Raw genomic sequence first — 14,639 nt, forward strand, 5'->3', positions numbered from 1 at the left:
ATAAAGCATTTCCAATGATTCAATCTGAACAGGAAATGCTTTAGGCTGAGACTTTCAATGCTGCTGCATCGCGGCGGATGCGCGCGATCATGGAGCGAAGACCATTTGAACGCTGTGGCGTAAGATGCTCATCAAGTCCGAGCTTCTTCAGCACCTCTTCCGGATCGGAAGCGACGATTTCAGACGCTTTACGACCGGAATAGAATGCAAGCACAATAGCGACGAGGCCGCGGACGATATGGGCGTCAGAATCGCCGAGAAATTCGACAACCGGATCATTGCCTTCATGTGGAATAGTCTTCAGCCACACCTGGCTGACGCAGCCTTGAACCTTATGCGCCGCGTCACGGGCATCATCTGGATAGGCTGGCAATTCCTTACCAAGATCAATCACATAGCGATAGCGATCTTCCCAATCGTCGAGAAATTCGAAGTCGGAGATAATGCTGTCGATTGTGGTGGTCATGATATTTGCTCAGATTTGATCCCGGATATGCCGTCTATATAGGGATAAATGTGACAAAGGTCACGGAAAAGCATCACTTGCGTGCGGGAATTGCACCTGTGGAAGAATGATCAAGTGCGCGCAGTGCTTCAGCGCGTGGCGTAGGGATCGGAATGGCATGGAGTAAGCTTTTCGTGGGCTGCTCCGTCGTTGTGTCCTGCGTTACAGTAACTGGCGACACAGTCTGCGGCTTTGTACCGAAGCGATCGCTTAAATATTCAAGTACTCCGCCGCTGCGTTCCAGCACACCGCTCGCGGCACTGGAAAGAACAGACGCGCCGTTTTCACACAAAGCAGGGTTGTTTACGCAAAGCTTGCCCAGTTCCAGCGCCGTTTTGCCATTATTGAGCAATTGGTCAATCGAATCCGGCTCCGCTTTGGTTTGAACCGGAGCGCTGTTCTTCGTCGATGTGTTTTCCTGATCCGCAGGAAAGAAGTGCGGCATCACCATGAATGCCAGCGACAGCCAGATTGCGGATTTGATGAGAAAACGGATCATTAGCTCAAAAATGTTGATCGGAAGCTTCGGGGCTATTTTCTACGGAATTTGAAAAGATTCCGTAACTGACGGATTCGACGCATTCATGACATGAAACAAATGCCGAGAGCCGAAGGCCTTGATGTCACTTGTCTACCTTCTGTTTACCATAGTGAAAAAACCCGGCCTCTGAACCGTCAGATTTTGGCTCAATGGACGCAACACGGTTCAGTTTTATCGTTTCTTTAAAGCCTCACCTGCAATTCTACTGTCGACGGGCTGATCCCTGATGGTGAAGCCAAACGAGTATTGAGTGAGTAAGGCAAGTTGAACGCCATTCTTTTGAACGCAGCACAGATCGTAGGCACGCAGGTGCAGGCGCTCGCGCGTTTTCACGAACGTTTCTGTCAGCGCTGGACTGAGCAATCAGACGCGTCTGCGATTCGCGTCGTCGGCTCATTCATGCTTTTCCCGGTTCTTTTGTTTGCTGCGGTACTCGCATCCGGCGTAGTGACTGATGTTGCAGCCATAGCCGTTCTCGCGGCGAGCCTTGCAGGCGTTGCCATGATTTTTTGTGCGCTAAGCCTGATGGGCTTGAGTGCCGCAGTCCTTGGTGGTCTGAATTTTGCCGCCTATGGCGCAGGGCTGGTTTCAATTGCGGCCTTCGCGAATACCAGCAATGTCACGCTTTGGCTTATGGCTGCAGCTTTGCCGTTGGAAGCATGGTTTGTGAGCCGCAAGCCTATGGCAACACTTGGCGGCGCAGTTGTTGCGGCTTCCGTACTAAGTGCGTTTGGGTTGATCGGCGGCGCCACCGTTGCTGGTGTATCATCGGTCTCATTGCTTGTTTTGATGCTTTACATGGCGAGCCTCGTTGCGCGCAGCTTCATGATCCGAAGCGCGATAACAGCGGCGCCACAGACTTTGAACAAGCCTGTCGTTGCTGAAGGCGATGTGCAGCTTTCGATGGATGCAGAAGGTATTGTATCGGAAATTGATGCGAAGTCTGCCGCTGTTCTGGGCGTCGAACCCAAGATGCTGGAAGGCACAGCACTGATTGATCGCGTTCATGTGGCTGATCGCGTGCAATATTTGTCGCTTCTCGCAGACCTGCGCTCGTTGCGCACTGCCCGCGCAGCTGATATCCGCCTGCGCACACTTGAAAACGGTAGCCCGGTCTTTCTGTCATTCCGCATGGATGGTGCGGCTATGAATGGCGTGATCACGCTGATCGGACGTTCGCTTGAAGGTGAGCAGAAGCTCATTGAGGAAATCAATGCGCTGAAGGCGCAGCTTGAAGCGGAACGCATCGGCAAAGGTCGATTGTTCGCAACTGTCAGCCACGAGCTGCGTACGCCGCTCAATTCGATCATCGGCTTCTCCGATATGCTGTCGCATGAAATGGGATGCCAGCTGCAGAACGAAAAGCAGCGTGAATATGCCGGTCTCATTCACAAGTCGGGCCACTATCTGCTCGAGCTGGTCAATTCGGTCCTTGATAATTCAAGGCTGGAAACCGGCACTTATCGGATCGAACCGCAGAGCTTCAGCTTCCGCGATGCTGCTGAACTGTGTGCAGCGGTTATGCTGCCGCTCGCTGAAAAGAAGGGTCTTGCCTTCTGTCATCGTGTGAACGCGACAACCGGTGAGGTCGTTGCTGACCGCCGCGCAGTCCAGCAGATTTTGCTTAATCTTGCTGCCAATGCGGTGAAGTTTACCGAGACTGGCGGCTGCGTCACCATCGACGCTACCCGCGTTATGATTGATGGACGTCCACAGTTGGAAATCATCGTCGCCGATACAGGTATCGGTATTGAACCGGAAGATATGCAGCGCATTGGATCGCCTTTCGTGCGAGCTGACAATAATTATACGCGCGCGCAAGAGGGAAGTGGACTTGGCCTTTCAGTGGTCAAGGGGCTGGTCGAGCTTCATCAGGGCTCGATGACCATTAAGAGCTGTGTGGGTGAGGGAACGGTCGTAACTGTTCTTCTGCCAGTCGCAGGCCCGCAAAAACTGCTTGAGCAGGATTCTTTGGGAGAAGAAGATCAACAGAAGCTTGGCACGGTGATTGATATCCACCGTCACCAGGGAGAACGGATTAATGAGTGGCAGAAAGACGAAAACCGGGACCAAGGCCCAGAGCGGATCGATGCGCAAACCCGCAAAACGGCATAGTCTCGGTCGCCGCCTCCTTCAGTTCTTTTTCAATTCTGCTTCTAAGCTGGCGATAGCTGCTGGCGAATTCATTGTGCGCAACCCCGTGCTAACCGGTGGTGCGACGGCCTTTGCTGTGGTGATGGGCTTTGTTTCAGCCAATGCGCTTTGGTACCAGCCAGAAGCGCACAATGCCGTCTTCTTCAAAACCCGTGCGGACTTTGTGTTCAAGGCAACGCCGCGTGCGGTTCTGCCGGGCACGGCTGCTGCCAACAAGTCTGAGGAAACAGCACCTACCCAAACGGCAAATGCGGAAACACCCGCAACGGCTGAGACGAAGCCAGATCAGCAACCGACGGAAACTGCGGACCTGTCTCCTGATCGGCTGCAAACGACCGGCTCGATTGATGAAATGCTGCCCGCCCTTGCGCCAAATGCCGATATTGAAATTGCTCGACTGCAGCAAAGATTGCTGACGCTCGGCATCTATAAAGGTGCTGTCGACGGATTTACCGGTCCGCAAACACGCGAAGCAATTGAGCGTTGGCAGGCACTTCAAAAGAAGGTGGGCGTTCCGGCACAAAGTGGCGCGGTGCAGACGGCGAATGAAGATGATGTCGCGAAGGTGATTGATTTAGCGGTGCCGTCCCCAAGGCCTGAACCGGCAGTTTTGAAAATCGACGCATCAGCAAAACGTGCACCTGACCTTGCATCGCTGGAAAGCAAGCCGAGGCAGGAAAAGAAGCAGCTGGCTGCAGAACCTGCCGTACAACAGCAGGCAAAGATTTCCTCGCAGGATATCGTGCGGGTGCAGGCAGGCCTCAAAGCCTTCGGCAACGAAATGGTGAGCGTTGATGGTGTTCCGGGTAAATCCACGCAGGACGCGATTCGCGAGTTCCAGAAGCTGTTCAATCTTCGTGTCACCGGCGAAGTGGATGCCGCACTGATTTCTAAGATGCGTGAGATCGGTCTCATCAGTTGATGCAGGGTAAACTATGCGTCTGACATCGGATTTCTGGGTTTCGGCACTCATACGCAAAGTTCAGGGCGAGGGCGGCTTTGCGTATCTCGCCCGCCGCGGTTCTAAAGAAGCCGGTGCAATTTTCATCAAGGTAAGTTCGCGCTTTGGCACATGTGATCTTTATTCACCTGCGCCGCAAACGTCCTATGAGGAAAACACAGACGGAGAGCGCATGTTTCTGCGCATTCTTCATGATGTCGATGACGTTAAAGCATCAGAACGCATGGATCGAGAGGTCAGATTTGATCCCGATCTTTGGCTTATAGAGCTCGAAGATATTGCCGATCCTGAGGGCTTTTTCTCAGTCTCGAAAGACGAGCTATAAGGTTGAACGCTTCGTTGCGGCCTCGTCATCCGTAGCCGTTACCATCTCGCGCAACTTGCTGCGAAGCAGTTTGGACATGTCATCTGCCTTCCATCGGCGCACGAGCATGACAGCCTTTTCCTGATCGATTGAACGATAAATCTGAATGAATTCGCGTAGGCCTTCGCGATCAGCGGCCACTGGCCCAAGCACGGCAGACATGACCATGAAACATTCAGAAGCAGACAAGCCAAGCGCACGCAAGGCGATAGGTAAATGTGAGGCGGGCCACTGGCCGATAATGTGATCGGCACGCTCAAATGATACGTCGAGAGAATCAGCCAATGCCGTGCGGAAAATCTGGTCGTCGATCAGAAGGGCTGTATCGATGAGATGTTCCGGGCTGGATAAGGCACCAGAGTTGAAAAACGATGGCTGATGCGGCAGCTCGCCTTCTGATCTTTCGGCCTCATTGATGGTAGGCTGGATTTCAGTCTTATCGGTTCCGAGCCCAGCAAGGTTTTCCTGTAAGGCCAACAGCCTATCAATAACCGGATCGGTGAAGCTGCGTAACACGCCTTTCAACAACGCATCGTCGGATTGTCTGCGGGCAATGGCGCGGGCATGAGCAAGGCCGTTCTTGCCGATGATATCGACGAGATCCTCAGACCGTAGCACAGGCGAACGCAAAAGAATCGGTGCGGAGATTTCGACAGGTTCGCTTGCGAGCGACAATACGAGACGTCGTGGCGCGTCTTCAATCTGTGCCAGCGCAGAAGCGGCCTGCCGCTTGCCTCGCATAGTTGCGCGTTCAAGCAGCGGAAATGCAAGATCTTCAAGTTGGTGGGCATCATGCCGTCCGGGGCGTGTGATTGAGGCAAACGCAGCTATAGCAGCGCCAAGAAGGTCATCTGCTTTGCTCCCATCAGCTCTCAAATTTGATTGGTTCCGATTGCCTGAAATCTCTTCCAGGACGCGGAACTGATCGTTTGTCACGCAAGGTACTCCGGTAGGCTAATACTATTAACGCGGCCTGCCGCATGTCGGCAGACTGGATAATAGGCATGAAGCCTTAGCAACTCATTAACCGTGAGTAGGAAAGTGTCTGTTTTGCAGGTAGTTAACGACAGCATGTCTCCCGAAAATGGGAACCAGTTTCGGGATAAAGGCAAGTTTAAAAACCAAAGCTTACAGCGGTTCCAACGATTCTTTCTTAACTGGAACCGCTGTAGCTCGCTTCATACGGCGCACAGCTCGCTTGCGTGAAGAAGTTTTGCACTTGTTGACGCCAGCTTGCATCGGGAATGAAACTCCGCAGAACCACTGCGGCTTCGCTTACATCCTGCTCAATAATGATCGAGCGTCCATCATTCTGCACGCCTTCAGAGCGAAGAGCAGCGATGCCAATCGGGTCAGCGATAATGAGATCAAGCTGTTTGTCGGCCGATACATTGTCGTTGAGGCTGTAAAGATTGTCACCATTGGGAGCATAGACAGATAGTGACCAGAAGGGCGTGGCGCCTTTCGTCGTGATGTGGACCGGCCCTTCCGACAAATCAAACCGACAGGCAGCCTGCTCCATCAGCGGGTCCTGATCACTTATCAACCCTGATTTTTCGGATAGAAGGTGGAAGCGGTAGGTATCACCTAAAGCTTCCAGATGCGACCATGCATTCTTGCTCGAATAAAGCGGGACAAGCAGCAGGACAGCAATATGCACGATTGCAGCACCGATCAGGCCAAGAAGCAGTAAACGCAGGACTTTAGCCACGACATGCCTCCAGATTTGCGACCGGCACAATACGGGGCATGACAAGATCGACGAGGCCGGAAGAGCTTGCAGCCGGCGTGTCGTAAAGCGTCATCACCAGAACGAAGTTGCCGCTACCTTCAACGGGAAGCCAATTGTCCGGGCTTGCATTCGGACCAACCGTAACCTGCACGCGCCCGTCATTGTCATAGAGCATCTCACGCGAATGCAGCGCTGTCTGAAGACCTTCGCGAGGAACAATAGGCTCCAGATTGGTGTTGGCTGGATAAAGCGTCCAGAACCGCGTTGATGGTGTAAGGCCGGTCAAACGATAACTGCACCCACGACGCAGCTCCCTGCCATTGCTGTCACGGCGCGCATAGAAGGGGAGGCCTTCTGCTGTGCCGATAGCGAGGTAGGCTTTGCGGGCAGCGCGCGCTTTTGAATAAGGATCGGCGTCTGTCGTGCCGGAAGCTGGGTAAGCACTCCATGCACCCAGCTGCAACTCACCAAAACCATCGAAATTGTCGAGGGTGTAATCTGTTACCCAGATGCCCCCGCCAAGCGAGATGACCAGAACCACCAGAACTTTGAGAATAGTCTTCAGCATAAGGCGCTCAGAGTACCGATACTTTCGAGCGCCCGGCAAGTGCAGGCACAGGTGGCGCGTTGCGAATCTTGTCGTTGAGTTCCTTGAGCGCCTTCGTGGCGACAGGTGACAGAACGCGCGGTGGTGCCGACATCATCTCTTCCGGCTTTCCGGTTGCAGCAACCTTTGGCTCAGCCGTCTTGGCCGGTGCAGGGAAGGCGGGCGTGATGCCCGGAATTGGCCTCAGCTCGATATTCTGATGGGCATAATTCATCATTCGCTGCCAGGCCATGGCAGGCAGCACACCGCCGGTCAGATCCTTCATCGGCGTGAAATTATCATTGCCGAACCAGACAGCGGCAGTGAAATTGCCGGTAAATCCTACAAACCAGGCGTCACGATAATTCTGTGTCGTGCCGGTCTTTCCGCCAACGCGCGTCATTGGAAGTGCTGCCCGGCGGGCTGTGCCGCGTTCAGGCACCTGCACCAGCATCGAGTTCATCTCAAAAGCCGCTTTCTCGGACAGCGCCCGATGTGGTTTGGGCGCATCGCGAGAGAAGTCCCAGAGGACTTTGCCTTCCGAAGAGACGATCTGCGTGAAGGCATGACGGTTGCCAGCCATCCCACCATTCGGGAAGACATTGAAGCCTGTCGCCTGATCCATCACGGTCATTTCGGACGTACCAAGCACCATGGTCTTGTGCGAGGAAATGGGTGATTCCACGCCCATTGCCTTGGTGAGCGCTACAATCGGTGCGGTCGTCAGATGATCGCGCGCCAGCCGAACCGGCACGGAGTTCAACGAGCGCACGAGCGCGGTTGTCAGGTCCACGCGACCGGCAAAGCTGCGGCCATAATTGCGTGGCGACCAGTTGCCCCAGCTGATTGGCGCGTCGGAAACGATGGTGTTCGGCGTCATGCCTTTCTCCATCGCAGCTGCATAAACATATGGCTTGAAGGATGATCCAGCCTGCCGCAGCGCCTTTGTTGCACGGTTAAACTGACTTTCGCCGTAATCGCGCCCGCCGACTAGCGCTCGCACCGAGCCGTCATTGGCGATGACGACCGTTGCAGCTTCGGAAACCTTATAGTCCTTGCCGTACTGACGCAGATGGAATTCGAGCGATTCTTCTGCTGCCTTCTGGATATTACGATCGAGCGTAGTCCGAACCGTCAGTGTGTGTTGCGGCACGTTACCCGCGATTTTCTTCACCTCTTCAAAAGCCCAGTCGAGGAAATAGTCCGGACTTTCATTTTTGGCGCGGTCGATGACGCTGGCCGGGTTGCGGCGCGCAACTGCCACCTGTCCGTCGCTCATGAAACCGCTTTCCACCATGTTAGAAAGCACGACATTTGCGCGAGCGCGGGCGGCAGGAAGATTGACATGAGGCGCGAACTTCGCCGGCGCTTTGAACAGACCTGCCAGCATGGCAGCCTCGGCGAGACTCACATCCTTGATGTTTTTACCAAAGTAAAACTCGGATGCTGCCGCGATGCCGAAGGTGCCGCCGCCCATATAGGCGCGGTCGAGATAAAGCTGGAGTATCTCTTTCTTGCTCAGATTGCTTTCAAGCCAGATTGCAAGGAAAGCCTCCTTGATCTTGCGTTCGATCGTGCGCTCATTGGAAAGAAACAGATTTTTGGCAAGCTGCTGTGTGAGAGTAGAGCCGCCCTGAACAACACCGTTGGCGCGCAGGTTTTGGCTCAGCGCACGGCTCAGCCCCCAGAAATCAATGCCGTAATGATCGAAAAAGCGACGGTCTTCGGTGCCAAGCACAGCTTTGAGGACGTGGTCTGGCAATTCATCAATCGGCACAGCCTGCCGGTGCAGGATGCCGCGCTGGCCGATTTCGTTACCGTAACGGTCGAGGAATGTGACGGCATAATCATCCTGCGCGCGCCAGTCCTTCTTGGTTTCCTCAAAGGCAGGCAGCGCCAGCGCGAGCATGACGACAGAGCCGATCACGCCCAGCGTAAAACCTTCATCGAGAACCTCGACAACGAGACGACGGAAGCCGCGCACCCGGAAACGCCGGGAGAAAATAGTGATGTTTTCCCACCATTCACGGGCATAAAAACGCAGATTGTAGAGGCCCGAGTCAATCCAGGCGTCAAGACCGATGAGCCGCGAAACCCCGAAGGGCTTGCGCTTTTTCTTGTCAGTATCTTCATCGGCTGTTTTACGCATGAACTCTACTTTATAGCCGTTAAAGTTGTGAGACGAGCGAAACCTACCCGTCAATCATATCAGATTAATAAGCTATAACTCACGTAAATTAGTAAACAGATCTCATAAAAAGATCAGGAAAATAATCATTGATAGGAAAATAGTCCTTGACGGCGTAACGGTCATTTGCTAGCTATTAGATACAGTCAGAAAAGTGTGACTGGTGCCGAAGAAGCCTCGATACCCCCGGCTTTTATCGGCAATGCAAAACCCCGGAAGCTTCATGCTTTCGGGGTTTTGCATGGAAAAGGGAGTTTGACGGATAAGGCCGTTGAAAACGCGAAAAATTGACGAGTGCCGCGAGGCGAGGGTCAGGCTGGCTTTTCGCCTGCAAATGAAACACGACGTTGCCGTCACCGAAATCGCAAAGGTGATGGGATGCTCCGAGAGACAATATCTTCACTGGTTGAAGCGCTTTGGTCTGAATGAGCAGGTGCAAATCAAATCGTCCAGCACCGAAAATGCTCTGCAACGATTGCGGACTGAGCTCAACAAACTGATCGATGGGGAGGAGCTGCCAGACAAAAACAAGGCAGAAGCCCTCATGGCTCTGGCGAAAGCCGTGAAGACGGTTGGTGAGCTTGCAATTGAGACGGGGGCGTCGGAAGTGAACGGTGGTGCTTTGGCACCAAGCCTTCATGAAGCCAGACAGGCTCTGGCTCGCATAGACAGGAGAATCGACGAACTTGCAAAAAGGCGCGCGCAGGAAATCTTGGGGCGCGGACTTGACGCGAAATCAGATCATGACAGCAGAAAGCGAATGGCTGCTCAAGGCGCGTGATGCACAATTGCCGCCACCCGCCGGCTGGCGAACCTGGCTTATTCTGGGTGGTCGCGGTTCTGGCAAAACGCGTGCTGGTGCTGAATGGGTGTCTGGCATGGCACTGGGCCTGGCACCTTTTGCAGCAAAGGCTTGTAGGCACATCGCGTTGGTCGGTGAAACTTTTGCCGATGCGCGCGAGGTGATGGTGGATGGTCCCTCCGGCATATTGTCGGTCTCACGGCTTTCGCGGCCGCGATATGAAGCAACGCGTAAGCGACTTCTGTGGGACAATGGTGCGGTGGCGTCGCTTTATTCGTCCGAGGATCCGGATGGATTACGCGGACCGCAATTTGATGCTGCATGGTGCGACGAGCTGGCCAAGTGGAAAAATCCGCAAGCCACATGGGACATGCTGCAATTTGGCCTGCGTCTGGGCGATTTCCCGCGTCAGGTTGTGACGACGACACCGAGGCCCGTGCCTTTGTTGAAGGCATTGATCAGCGATGCTTCAGTTTCGATGACGCATATGCGGACATCTGAAAACGCAGCCAATCTGGCGAACGGTTTTATTGAGACGATTAACCAGCGATATGCCGGAACGAGGCTTGGACGGCAGGAACTCGATGGCGATTTGATTGAAGAACGCGCAGGCGCCTTGTGGTCGCGCGACCGGATAGAACAGTGCTTTGAGGTTCAGGCACCGGAACTTATCCGCATTCTGGTGGCGATCGACCCTCCTGCTTCTTCGGGTAAGTCGTCGGATGCTTGCGGGATTGTGGTTGCAGGTATCGATGAAAATGGTTTTGCGCATGTGCTTGCCGATGAAACCATGAACATGGCCAAGCCACATCAATGGGCGCGACGGGCGATTGCGCTTTATCATTCCTTTGAAGCGGATGCGGTTCTGGCTGAGGTTAATCAGGGCGGCGAAATGGTTGCAGCCGTGCTTGCGGCGGAAGATGCGACGGTGCCGGTTTTGATGCGGCGTGCCTCGCGCGGCAAGTGGTTGCGCGCCGAGCCGGTGGCAGCCCTTTATGAACAGGGGCGTGTTCGCCATACCGGGCGTTTCGCAGCACTTGAAGACGAAATGTGTGACTTTGCGCCTGAAGGGCTCTCGAACGGACGCTCGCCGGATCGCCTTGATGCACTCGTTTGGGCGCTGACCGAACTCATGCTGGGTGGCGAACGAAAGCCACGTATCCGGCGCTTCGGGTAAAATTTAACTTTATTGGAGAGCCGATATATGGCGTGGAACTGGCCGTGGCGCAAAGTTGCCGCGAATGCCCCTTCGTATTCTGAAGCGGGGCGAGAGAGAAAAAGCGCAAATGGCTTCGTGGCGCTTCATATGGAGCGCGGCGCTTCGTGGATTGCGCGGGATTATACGTCGCTCGCTCGTGAGGGCTTCATGCGCAATCCGGTCGCGCATCGCTGTGTGCGCCTGATCGCGGAAGCGGCCAGCAATGTGCCGTGGCTGCTCTATGAAGGCATGACCGAACATGAAGTGCATCCGTTGCTCGACCTCATCGCGACACCGCAATGCGGGCTTGATGGTAGCAGTTTCTTCGAGCGGCTTTATGGGCATTTGCTGATTTCGGGCAATGCTTATGTGGAGCGCGTCGATCTGCCGAGCGGTAGAAGTGAGTTGCATCTTTTGCGGCCTGAAAGGGTGACGCTGGAAACATCGAGTGACGGCTGGCCGCAATCGCTGGTCTATCGCTCAGCCAATACGAGCCGCATTGTTTCGCTTGCGGGCGCTGCATCTGTTGGCCTGCATCTGAAGCTTTTTCATCCGCTGGATGACCATTACGGATTTCCGCCGCTTGAAGCAGCTCTCATGGCGCTTGATCTGCACAATGCAGCAGGCGCCTGGAACAAGGCTTTGCTTGATAACTCTGCACGCCCCTCTGGAGCGCTGGTCTATGCGCCCAAAGACGGCGGCAACTTGACGGAAGAGCAGTTTGATCGCCTGAAAACCGAACTTGAGGAGGGCTACACCGGAGCATCTGGTGCGGGACGGCCGCTGCTTCTTGAAGGTGGGCTCGACTGGAAGGCTATGGGTTACAGCCCACAGGATATGGATTTCATCGAAGCGAAAAATGGGGCGGCTCGCGACATTGCTTTGGCATTTGGCGTGCCGCCGATGCTGCTCGGCATTCCGGGCGACAACACTTACGCCAATTATGCCGAAGCCAACCGCGCATTTTATCGCCTGACAGTGCTGCCGCTGATCAACCGTACGGCAAAGGCTTTCGGTTGTTGGTTGGGTCCATTGTTTGGTGACGATCTCAGACTTGAGCACGATACTGACCGCATCGAAGGTCTGTCGCTGGAGCGGGAATCGCTCTGGCGGCGCGTGTCGGAAGCCTCATTCCTGAGTGATGACGAGAAACGCGATGCGGTTGGCTATCAGCCGCGTGCGGAAAGGAGAGTTTCATGAGCAATCTGAGCGAAACCGTTATGGCGTCTGATGCAAGTCTCGTGTGGTTTGCCAAGGTTGCGGGCGCGGTGGCCGGTTCTGCCGTGTCGCTCGCCTATATGCTGCCAAATGGCAAGCGGGAAGCGGCAATCCGATTTGCGGTCGGCATCATCTGCGGCATGGTGTTTGGGGGCGCTGCAGGCGTGAAAATTGCCGAAACGCTTTCTCTGCAGACCCTGCTTGGGCGAGCCGAACTCATGTTGATGGGGTCGACGGCTGCAAGCCTCGCGGCATGGTCTGTGCTGGGCATTCTCAAACGTTTTGCTGAGCGGGCCAAGAACGCATCGCTAACTGGAATTCTACCCGTTGAAGGAACAGGAATGGCAAAGCCTGACCTGAAACTTGAAACTAAGCGTGCATCATTGGCGCTTGAAGAGATCGAAATCGATGGCAGCTTTTCAGGCTATGCAAGCGTGTTTGGTTTAGCTGATCTCGGCAATGATGTGATCGAAAAAGGCGCCTTTGCGAAATCGCTTTCCTCGCGCAAATCATCCGGTGTGCGCATGCTTTGGCAACACGATGCGACTGAACCGATCGGTGTCTGGACGGATATTCGTGAGGATGCACGCGGCCTTTTTGTCGAGGGCAGACTGGCCAAGGGCGTGGCACGTGCACGCGAGGCGCTGGAACTCATGCGCACTGGTGGGCTGGATGGGCTGTCCATCGGTTTTCGCACTGTCAAAGCGCGCAAGGATGCGCGGACTGGTTTGCGCCACATCACGGAAGCAGATCTCTGGGAAATCTCGGTGGTCACGTTTCCTATGCTGCCACAGGCACGCATCGATAATCTGAAGGCGGATTTGCCGACAGTCAGAGAATTTGAACGCTGGCTCACGCGGGATGCGGGGCTGAGCCGTTCTGCTGCACGTCTGGTTATAGCCAAAGGCTATTCAGCGCTTGCAGCTATTCAAGGCCGGGACGGGCGGGATGCTTTCCAGGCAGATGACAAGGCACTTGCGCAGCGTATGCGTGCCGCCTGCAAGATGATGCAACTTAATTAAATCAGGATCAAAAATGGTAAAAAATCATGCAATCCCGCTCGAAACCAAGAGCGTGGAAACGAAGGCGCTTGGGAACAACGGCGATGTGTCGGAAGCTTTTGACGAGTTTATGACGGCCTTCTCGGCGTTCCGTGAAGCCAATGACGAACGTTTGAAGAAGGTTGAAAAGAGCGCCGATGTCGATGTGCTGTTGCGCGACAAGGTTGATCGTATCAACCGCGCGCTCGACGAACAGAAACAAGCACTTGACCAGTATGTTTTGAAAAGCGCCCGTCCGCAGCTTGGCAAGGGCAATGCTATTGTTGATGTCGAGCATAAGCAGGCCTTTGACGGTTATGTGCGCCGTGGCGACGAGCAGGCGATGCGTGGCATTGAGCAAAAGGCACATTCTTATGCCTCTGGTCCGGACGGTGGCTATCTGGTGCCTGCGGAACTAGAGACTGAAATCGGTCGCCGTCTGGCCGTGCTCTCGCCGATACGTGGCATCTCCAGTGTGCGCCAGGTTTCTGGTGCCGTGCTGAAAAAGCCATTCTCGGTCAGTGGCCCGGCAACGGGCTGGGTCGGCGAAACCGATGCGCGTCCGCAGACCGCTTCGGCCAAGCTTGCAGAGCTGCAGTTCCTAACGATGGAAATTTACGCAATGCCAGCGGCCACTTCTTCATTGCTTGATGACGCAGCTGTCAACGTTGAGCAGTGGATCGCCGAAGAGGTCGAAGCAGCCTTTGCCGAACAGGAAGGTGCTGCCTTCATCACCGGCAATGGCCTAAACAAGCCGATGGGCTTCCTGAGCTATAGCACAGTCGAAGATGCGAGCTGGGAGTGGGGTAAGATCGGCCACATAGCCACTGGTGTTGACGGCGCATTGCCTGCGTCCGATCCATCCGACAAGCTGATTGAACTCATCTATGCGCTGAAAGCTGGCTATCGCCAGAACGCCAATTTCGTGATGAACCGCAAGACGCAGAGCGTGTTGCGCAAGCTGAAAGATGCAGACGGCAATTACCTCTGGCAGCCGCCAGCGGCTGTTGGTGAAAAGGCGTCGCTGATGGGTTTTGGTCTGGTCGAGGCCGAGCATATGCCAGACATTGCAGCTGACGGAACGCCGATTGCCTTTGGCGATTTTGAACGTGGCTATCTGGTGGTGGATCGTATCGGTGTGCGCGTGTTGCGCGATCCATATTCTGCCAAGCCATATGTGCTTTTCTACACCACCAAACGCGTGGGCGGCGGCGTGCAGGATTTTGATGCGATCAAGCTTCTGAAATTCGCAGCCTGATATTTTTAGCAGTGATCTCCCTGCCGGTTTTGGCAGCTAGATTCAATTTGCGAACAGGTTGAATCTTTTTCTGGGGTTGCATGCGTAACTAT

Annotated in this window: 14 protein-coding genes and 1 pseudogene; 9 read left to right on the forward strand and 6 right to left on the reverse strand. The window is 54.6% G+C overall.

Features of this window, described 5'->3' with window-relative positions; translation table 11 throughout:
* Positions 1–40: 40 nt before the first annotated feature.
* Together ABWV94_RS00775 and ABWV94_RS00780 are read right to left on the reverse strand one after the other, a co-directional pair.
* A complete protein-coding gene (locus tag ABWV94_RS00775; protein ID WP_113498271.1) occupies positions 41–466 on the reverse strand; it encodes a SufE family protein in 426 nt (141 codons plus the stop codon).
* A 73-nt stretch (positions 467–539) separates the two neighbouring features.
* Positions 540–1,004: a hypothetical protein gene (locus ABWV94_RS00780; RefSeq protein WP_113498269.1), complete on the reverse strand. Its 465-nt coding sequence runs from the start codon at positions 1,002–1,004 to the stop codon at positions 540–542.
* A gap of 306 nt (positions 1,005–1,310) precedes the next feature.
* Between ABWV94_RS00780 and ABWV94_RS00785 the strand changes: the two genes are divergently transcribed.
* Genes ABWV94_RS00785 through ABWV94_RS00795 form a run of 3 tightly spaced genes read left to right on the forward strand, consistent with a single transcriptional unit; the run spans position 1,311 to position 4,486 of the window.
* A complete protein-coding gene (locus ABWV94_RS00785; protein ID WP_113498267.1) occupies positions 1,311–3,161 on the forward strand; it encodes a sensor histidine kinase in 1,851 nt (616 codons plus the stop codon).
* Entirely contained in the window at positions 3,136–4,122 is a 987-nt protein-coding gene (locus ABWV94_RS00790; RefSeq protein WP_039859588.1) for a peptidoglycan-binding domain-containing protein, read from the forward strand. The genes ABWV94_RS00785 and ABWV94_RS00790 overlap by 26 nt, the downstream gene beginning before the upstream one ends.
* Positions 4,123–4,135: 13 nt before the next feature.
* Complete coding sequence (locus ABWV94_RS00795) at positions 4,136–4,486, forward strand: DUF1491 family protein (protein ID WP_064320330.1); 351 nt, start codon at positions 4,136–4,138, stop codon at positions 4,484–4,486.
* Here the strand turns inward: ABWV94_RS00795 and ABWV94_RS00800 are convergent.
* The 4 genes from ABWV94_RS00800 to ABWV94_RS00815 form a co-directional block, all read right to left on the reverse strand.
* Positions 4,481–5,461 carry a DUF2336 domain-containing protein gene (locus tag ABWV94_RS00800; RefSeq protein ID WP_112812343.1) on the reverse strand — a complete coding sequence of 327 codons (981 nt, stop codon included), beginning with the start codon at positions 5,459–5,461 and terminating at the stop codon, positions 4,481–4,483. The two genes, ABWV94_RS00795 and ABWV94_RS00800, sit on opposite strands and share 6 nt — an antisense overlap.
* A 217-nt stretch (positions 5,462–5,678) precedes the next feature.
* The gene (locus tag ABWV94_RS00805; protein ID WP_007874158.1) at positions 5,679–6,236 is read right to left on the reverse strand and encodes a DUF1254 domain-containing protein; all 558 of its coding nucleotides are present in this window, start codon (positions 6,234–6,236) and stop codon (positions 5,679–5,681) included.
* The gene (locus tag ABWV94_RS00810; protein ID WP_113485009.1) at positions 6,229–6,825 is read right to left on the reverse strand and encodes a DUF1214 domain-containing protein; all 597 of its coding nucleotides are present in this window, start codon (positions 6,823–6,825) and stop codon (positions 6,229–6,231) included. Before ABWV94_RS00810 ends, ABWV94_RS00805 begins: the two co-directional genes overlap by 8 nt.
* A gap of 7 nt (positions 6,826–6,832) precedes the next feature.
* Entirely contained in the window at positions 6,833–8,992 is a 2,160-nt protein-coding gene (locus ABWV94_RS00815) for a penicillin-binding protein 1A (protein WP_113498265.1), read from the reverse strand.
* A 310-nt stretch (positions 8,993–9,302) separates the two neighbouring features.
* Between ABWV94_RS00815 and ABWV94_RS00820 the strand changes: the two genes are divergently transcribed.
* From ABWV94_RS00820 to ABWV94_RS00845, 6 genes and pseudogenes are all read left to right on the forward strand, one after another.
* Positions 9,303–9,812 carry a hypothetical protein gene (locus ABWV94_RS00820; protein WP_113498263.1) on the forward strand — a complete coding sequence of 170 codons (510 nt, stop codon included), beginning with the start codon at positions 9,303–9,305 and terminating at the stop codon, positions 9,810–9,812.
* A complete protein-coding gene (locus tag ABWV94_RS00825) occupies positions 9,775–11,010 on the forward strand; it encodes a DNA-packaging protein (protein WP_113498261.1) in 1,236 nt (411 codons plus the stop codon). Before ABWV94_RS00820 ends, ABWV94_RS00825 begins: the two co-directional genes overlap by 38 nt.
* A gap of 27 nt (positions 11,011–11,037) precedes the next feature.
* Complete coding sequence (locus tag ABWV94_RS00830) at positions 11,038–12,231, forward strand: phage portal protein (RefSeq protein WP_113498259.1); 1,194 nt, start codon at positions 11,038–11,040, stop codon at positions 12,229–12,231.
* A pseudogene (locus tag ABWV94_RS00835) lies at positions 12,228–12,581 on the forward strand (DUF6107 family protein); the annotation flags it as partial. The gene ABWV94_RS00830 and the pseudogene ABWV94_RS00835, both read left to right, overlap by 4 nt.
* A gap of 9 nt (positions 12,582–12,590) precedes the next feature.
* Complete coding sequence (locus ABWV94_RS00840; RefSeq protein WP_113498422.1) at positions 12,591–13,271, forward strand: HK97 family phage prohead protease; 681 nt, start codon at positions 12,591–12,593, stop codon at positions 13,269–13,271.
* Between the two features lie 13 nt (positions 13,272–13,284).
* The gene (locus tag ABWV94_RS00845; RefSeq protein WP_113498257.1) at positions 13,285–14,547 is read left to right on the forward strand and encodes a phage major capsid protein; all 1,263 of its coding nucleotides are present in this window, start codon (positions 13,285–13,287) and stop codon (positions 14,545–14,547) included.
* Positions 14,548–14,639 lie beyond the last annotated feature (92 nt).

The sequence above is a fragment of the Brucella sp. NBRC 12953 genome (assembly GCF_040369775.1).
Classification (GTDB): domain Bacteria; phylum Pseudomonadota; class Alphaproteobacteria; order Rhizobiales; family Rhizobiaceae; genus Brucella; species Brucella pseudogrignonensis.

Coding starts and splice junctions, on each gene's coding strand:
- ABWV94_RS00775 (WP_113498271.1), bottom strand. CDS start 466: ATGACCACCACAATCGACAGCATTATCTCCGACTTCGAATTTCTCGAC.
- ABWV94_RS00780 (WP_113498269.1), bottom strand. CDS start 1,004: ATGATCCGTTTTCTCATCAAATCCGCAATCTGGCTGTCGCTGGCATTC.
- ABWV94_RS00790 (WP_039859588.1), top strand. CDS start 3,136: ATGCGCAAACCCGCAAAACGGCATAGTCTCGGTCGCCGCCTCCTTCAG.
- ABWV94_RS00795 (WP_064320330.1), top strand. CDS start 4,136: ATGCGTCTGACATCGGATTTCTGGGTTTCGGCACTCATACGCAAAGTT.
- ABWV94_RS00810 (WP_113485009.1), bottom strand. CDS start 6,825: ATGCTGAAGACTATTCTCAAAGTTCTGGTGGTTCTGGTCATCTCGCTT.
- ABWV94_RS00815 (WP_113498265.1), bottom strand. CDS start 8,992: ATGCGTAAAACAGCCGATGAAGATACTGACAAGAAAAAGCGCAAGCCC.
- ABWV94_RS00825 (WP_113498261.1), top strand. CDS start 9,775: ATGACAGCAGAAAGCGAATGGCTGCTCAAGGCGCGTGATGCACAATTG.
- ABWV94_RS00830 (WP_113498259.1), top strand. CDS start 11,038: ATGGCGTGGAACTGGCCGTGGCGCAAAGTTGCCGCGAATGCCCCTTCG.
- ABWV94_RS00840 (WP_113498422.1), top strand. CDS start 12,591: ATGGCAAAGCCTGACCTGAAACTTGAAACTAAGCGTGCATCATTGGCG.
- ABWV94_RS00845 (WP_113498257.1), top strand. CDS start 13,285: ATGGTAAAAAATCATGCAATCCCGCTCGAAACCAAGAGCGTGGAAACG.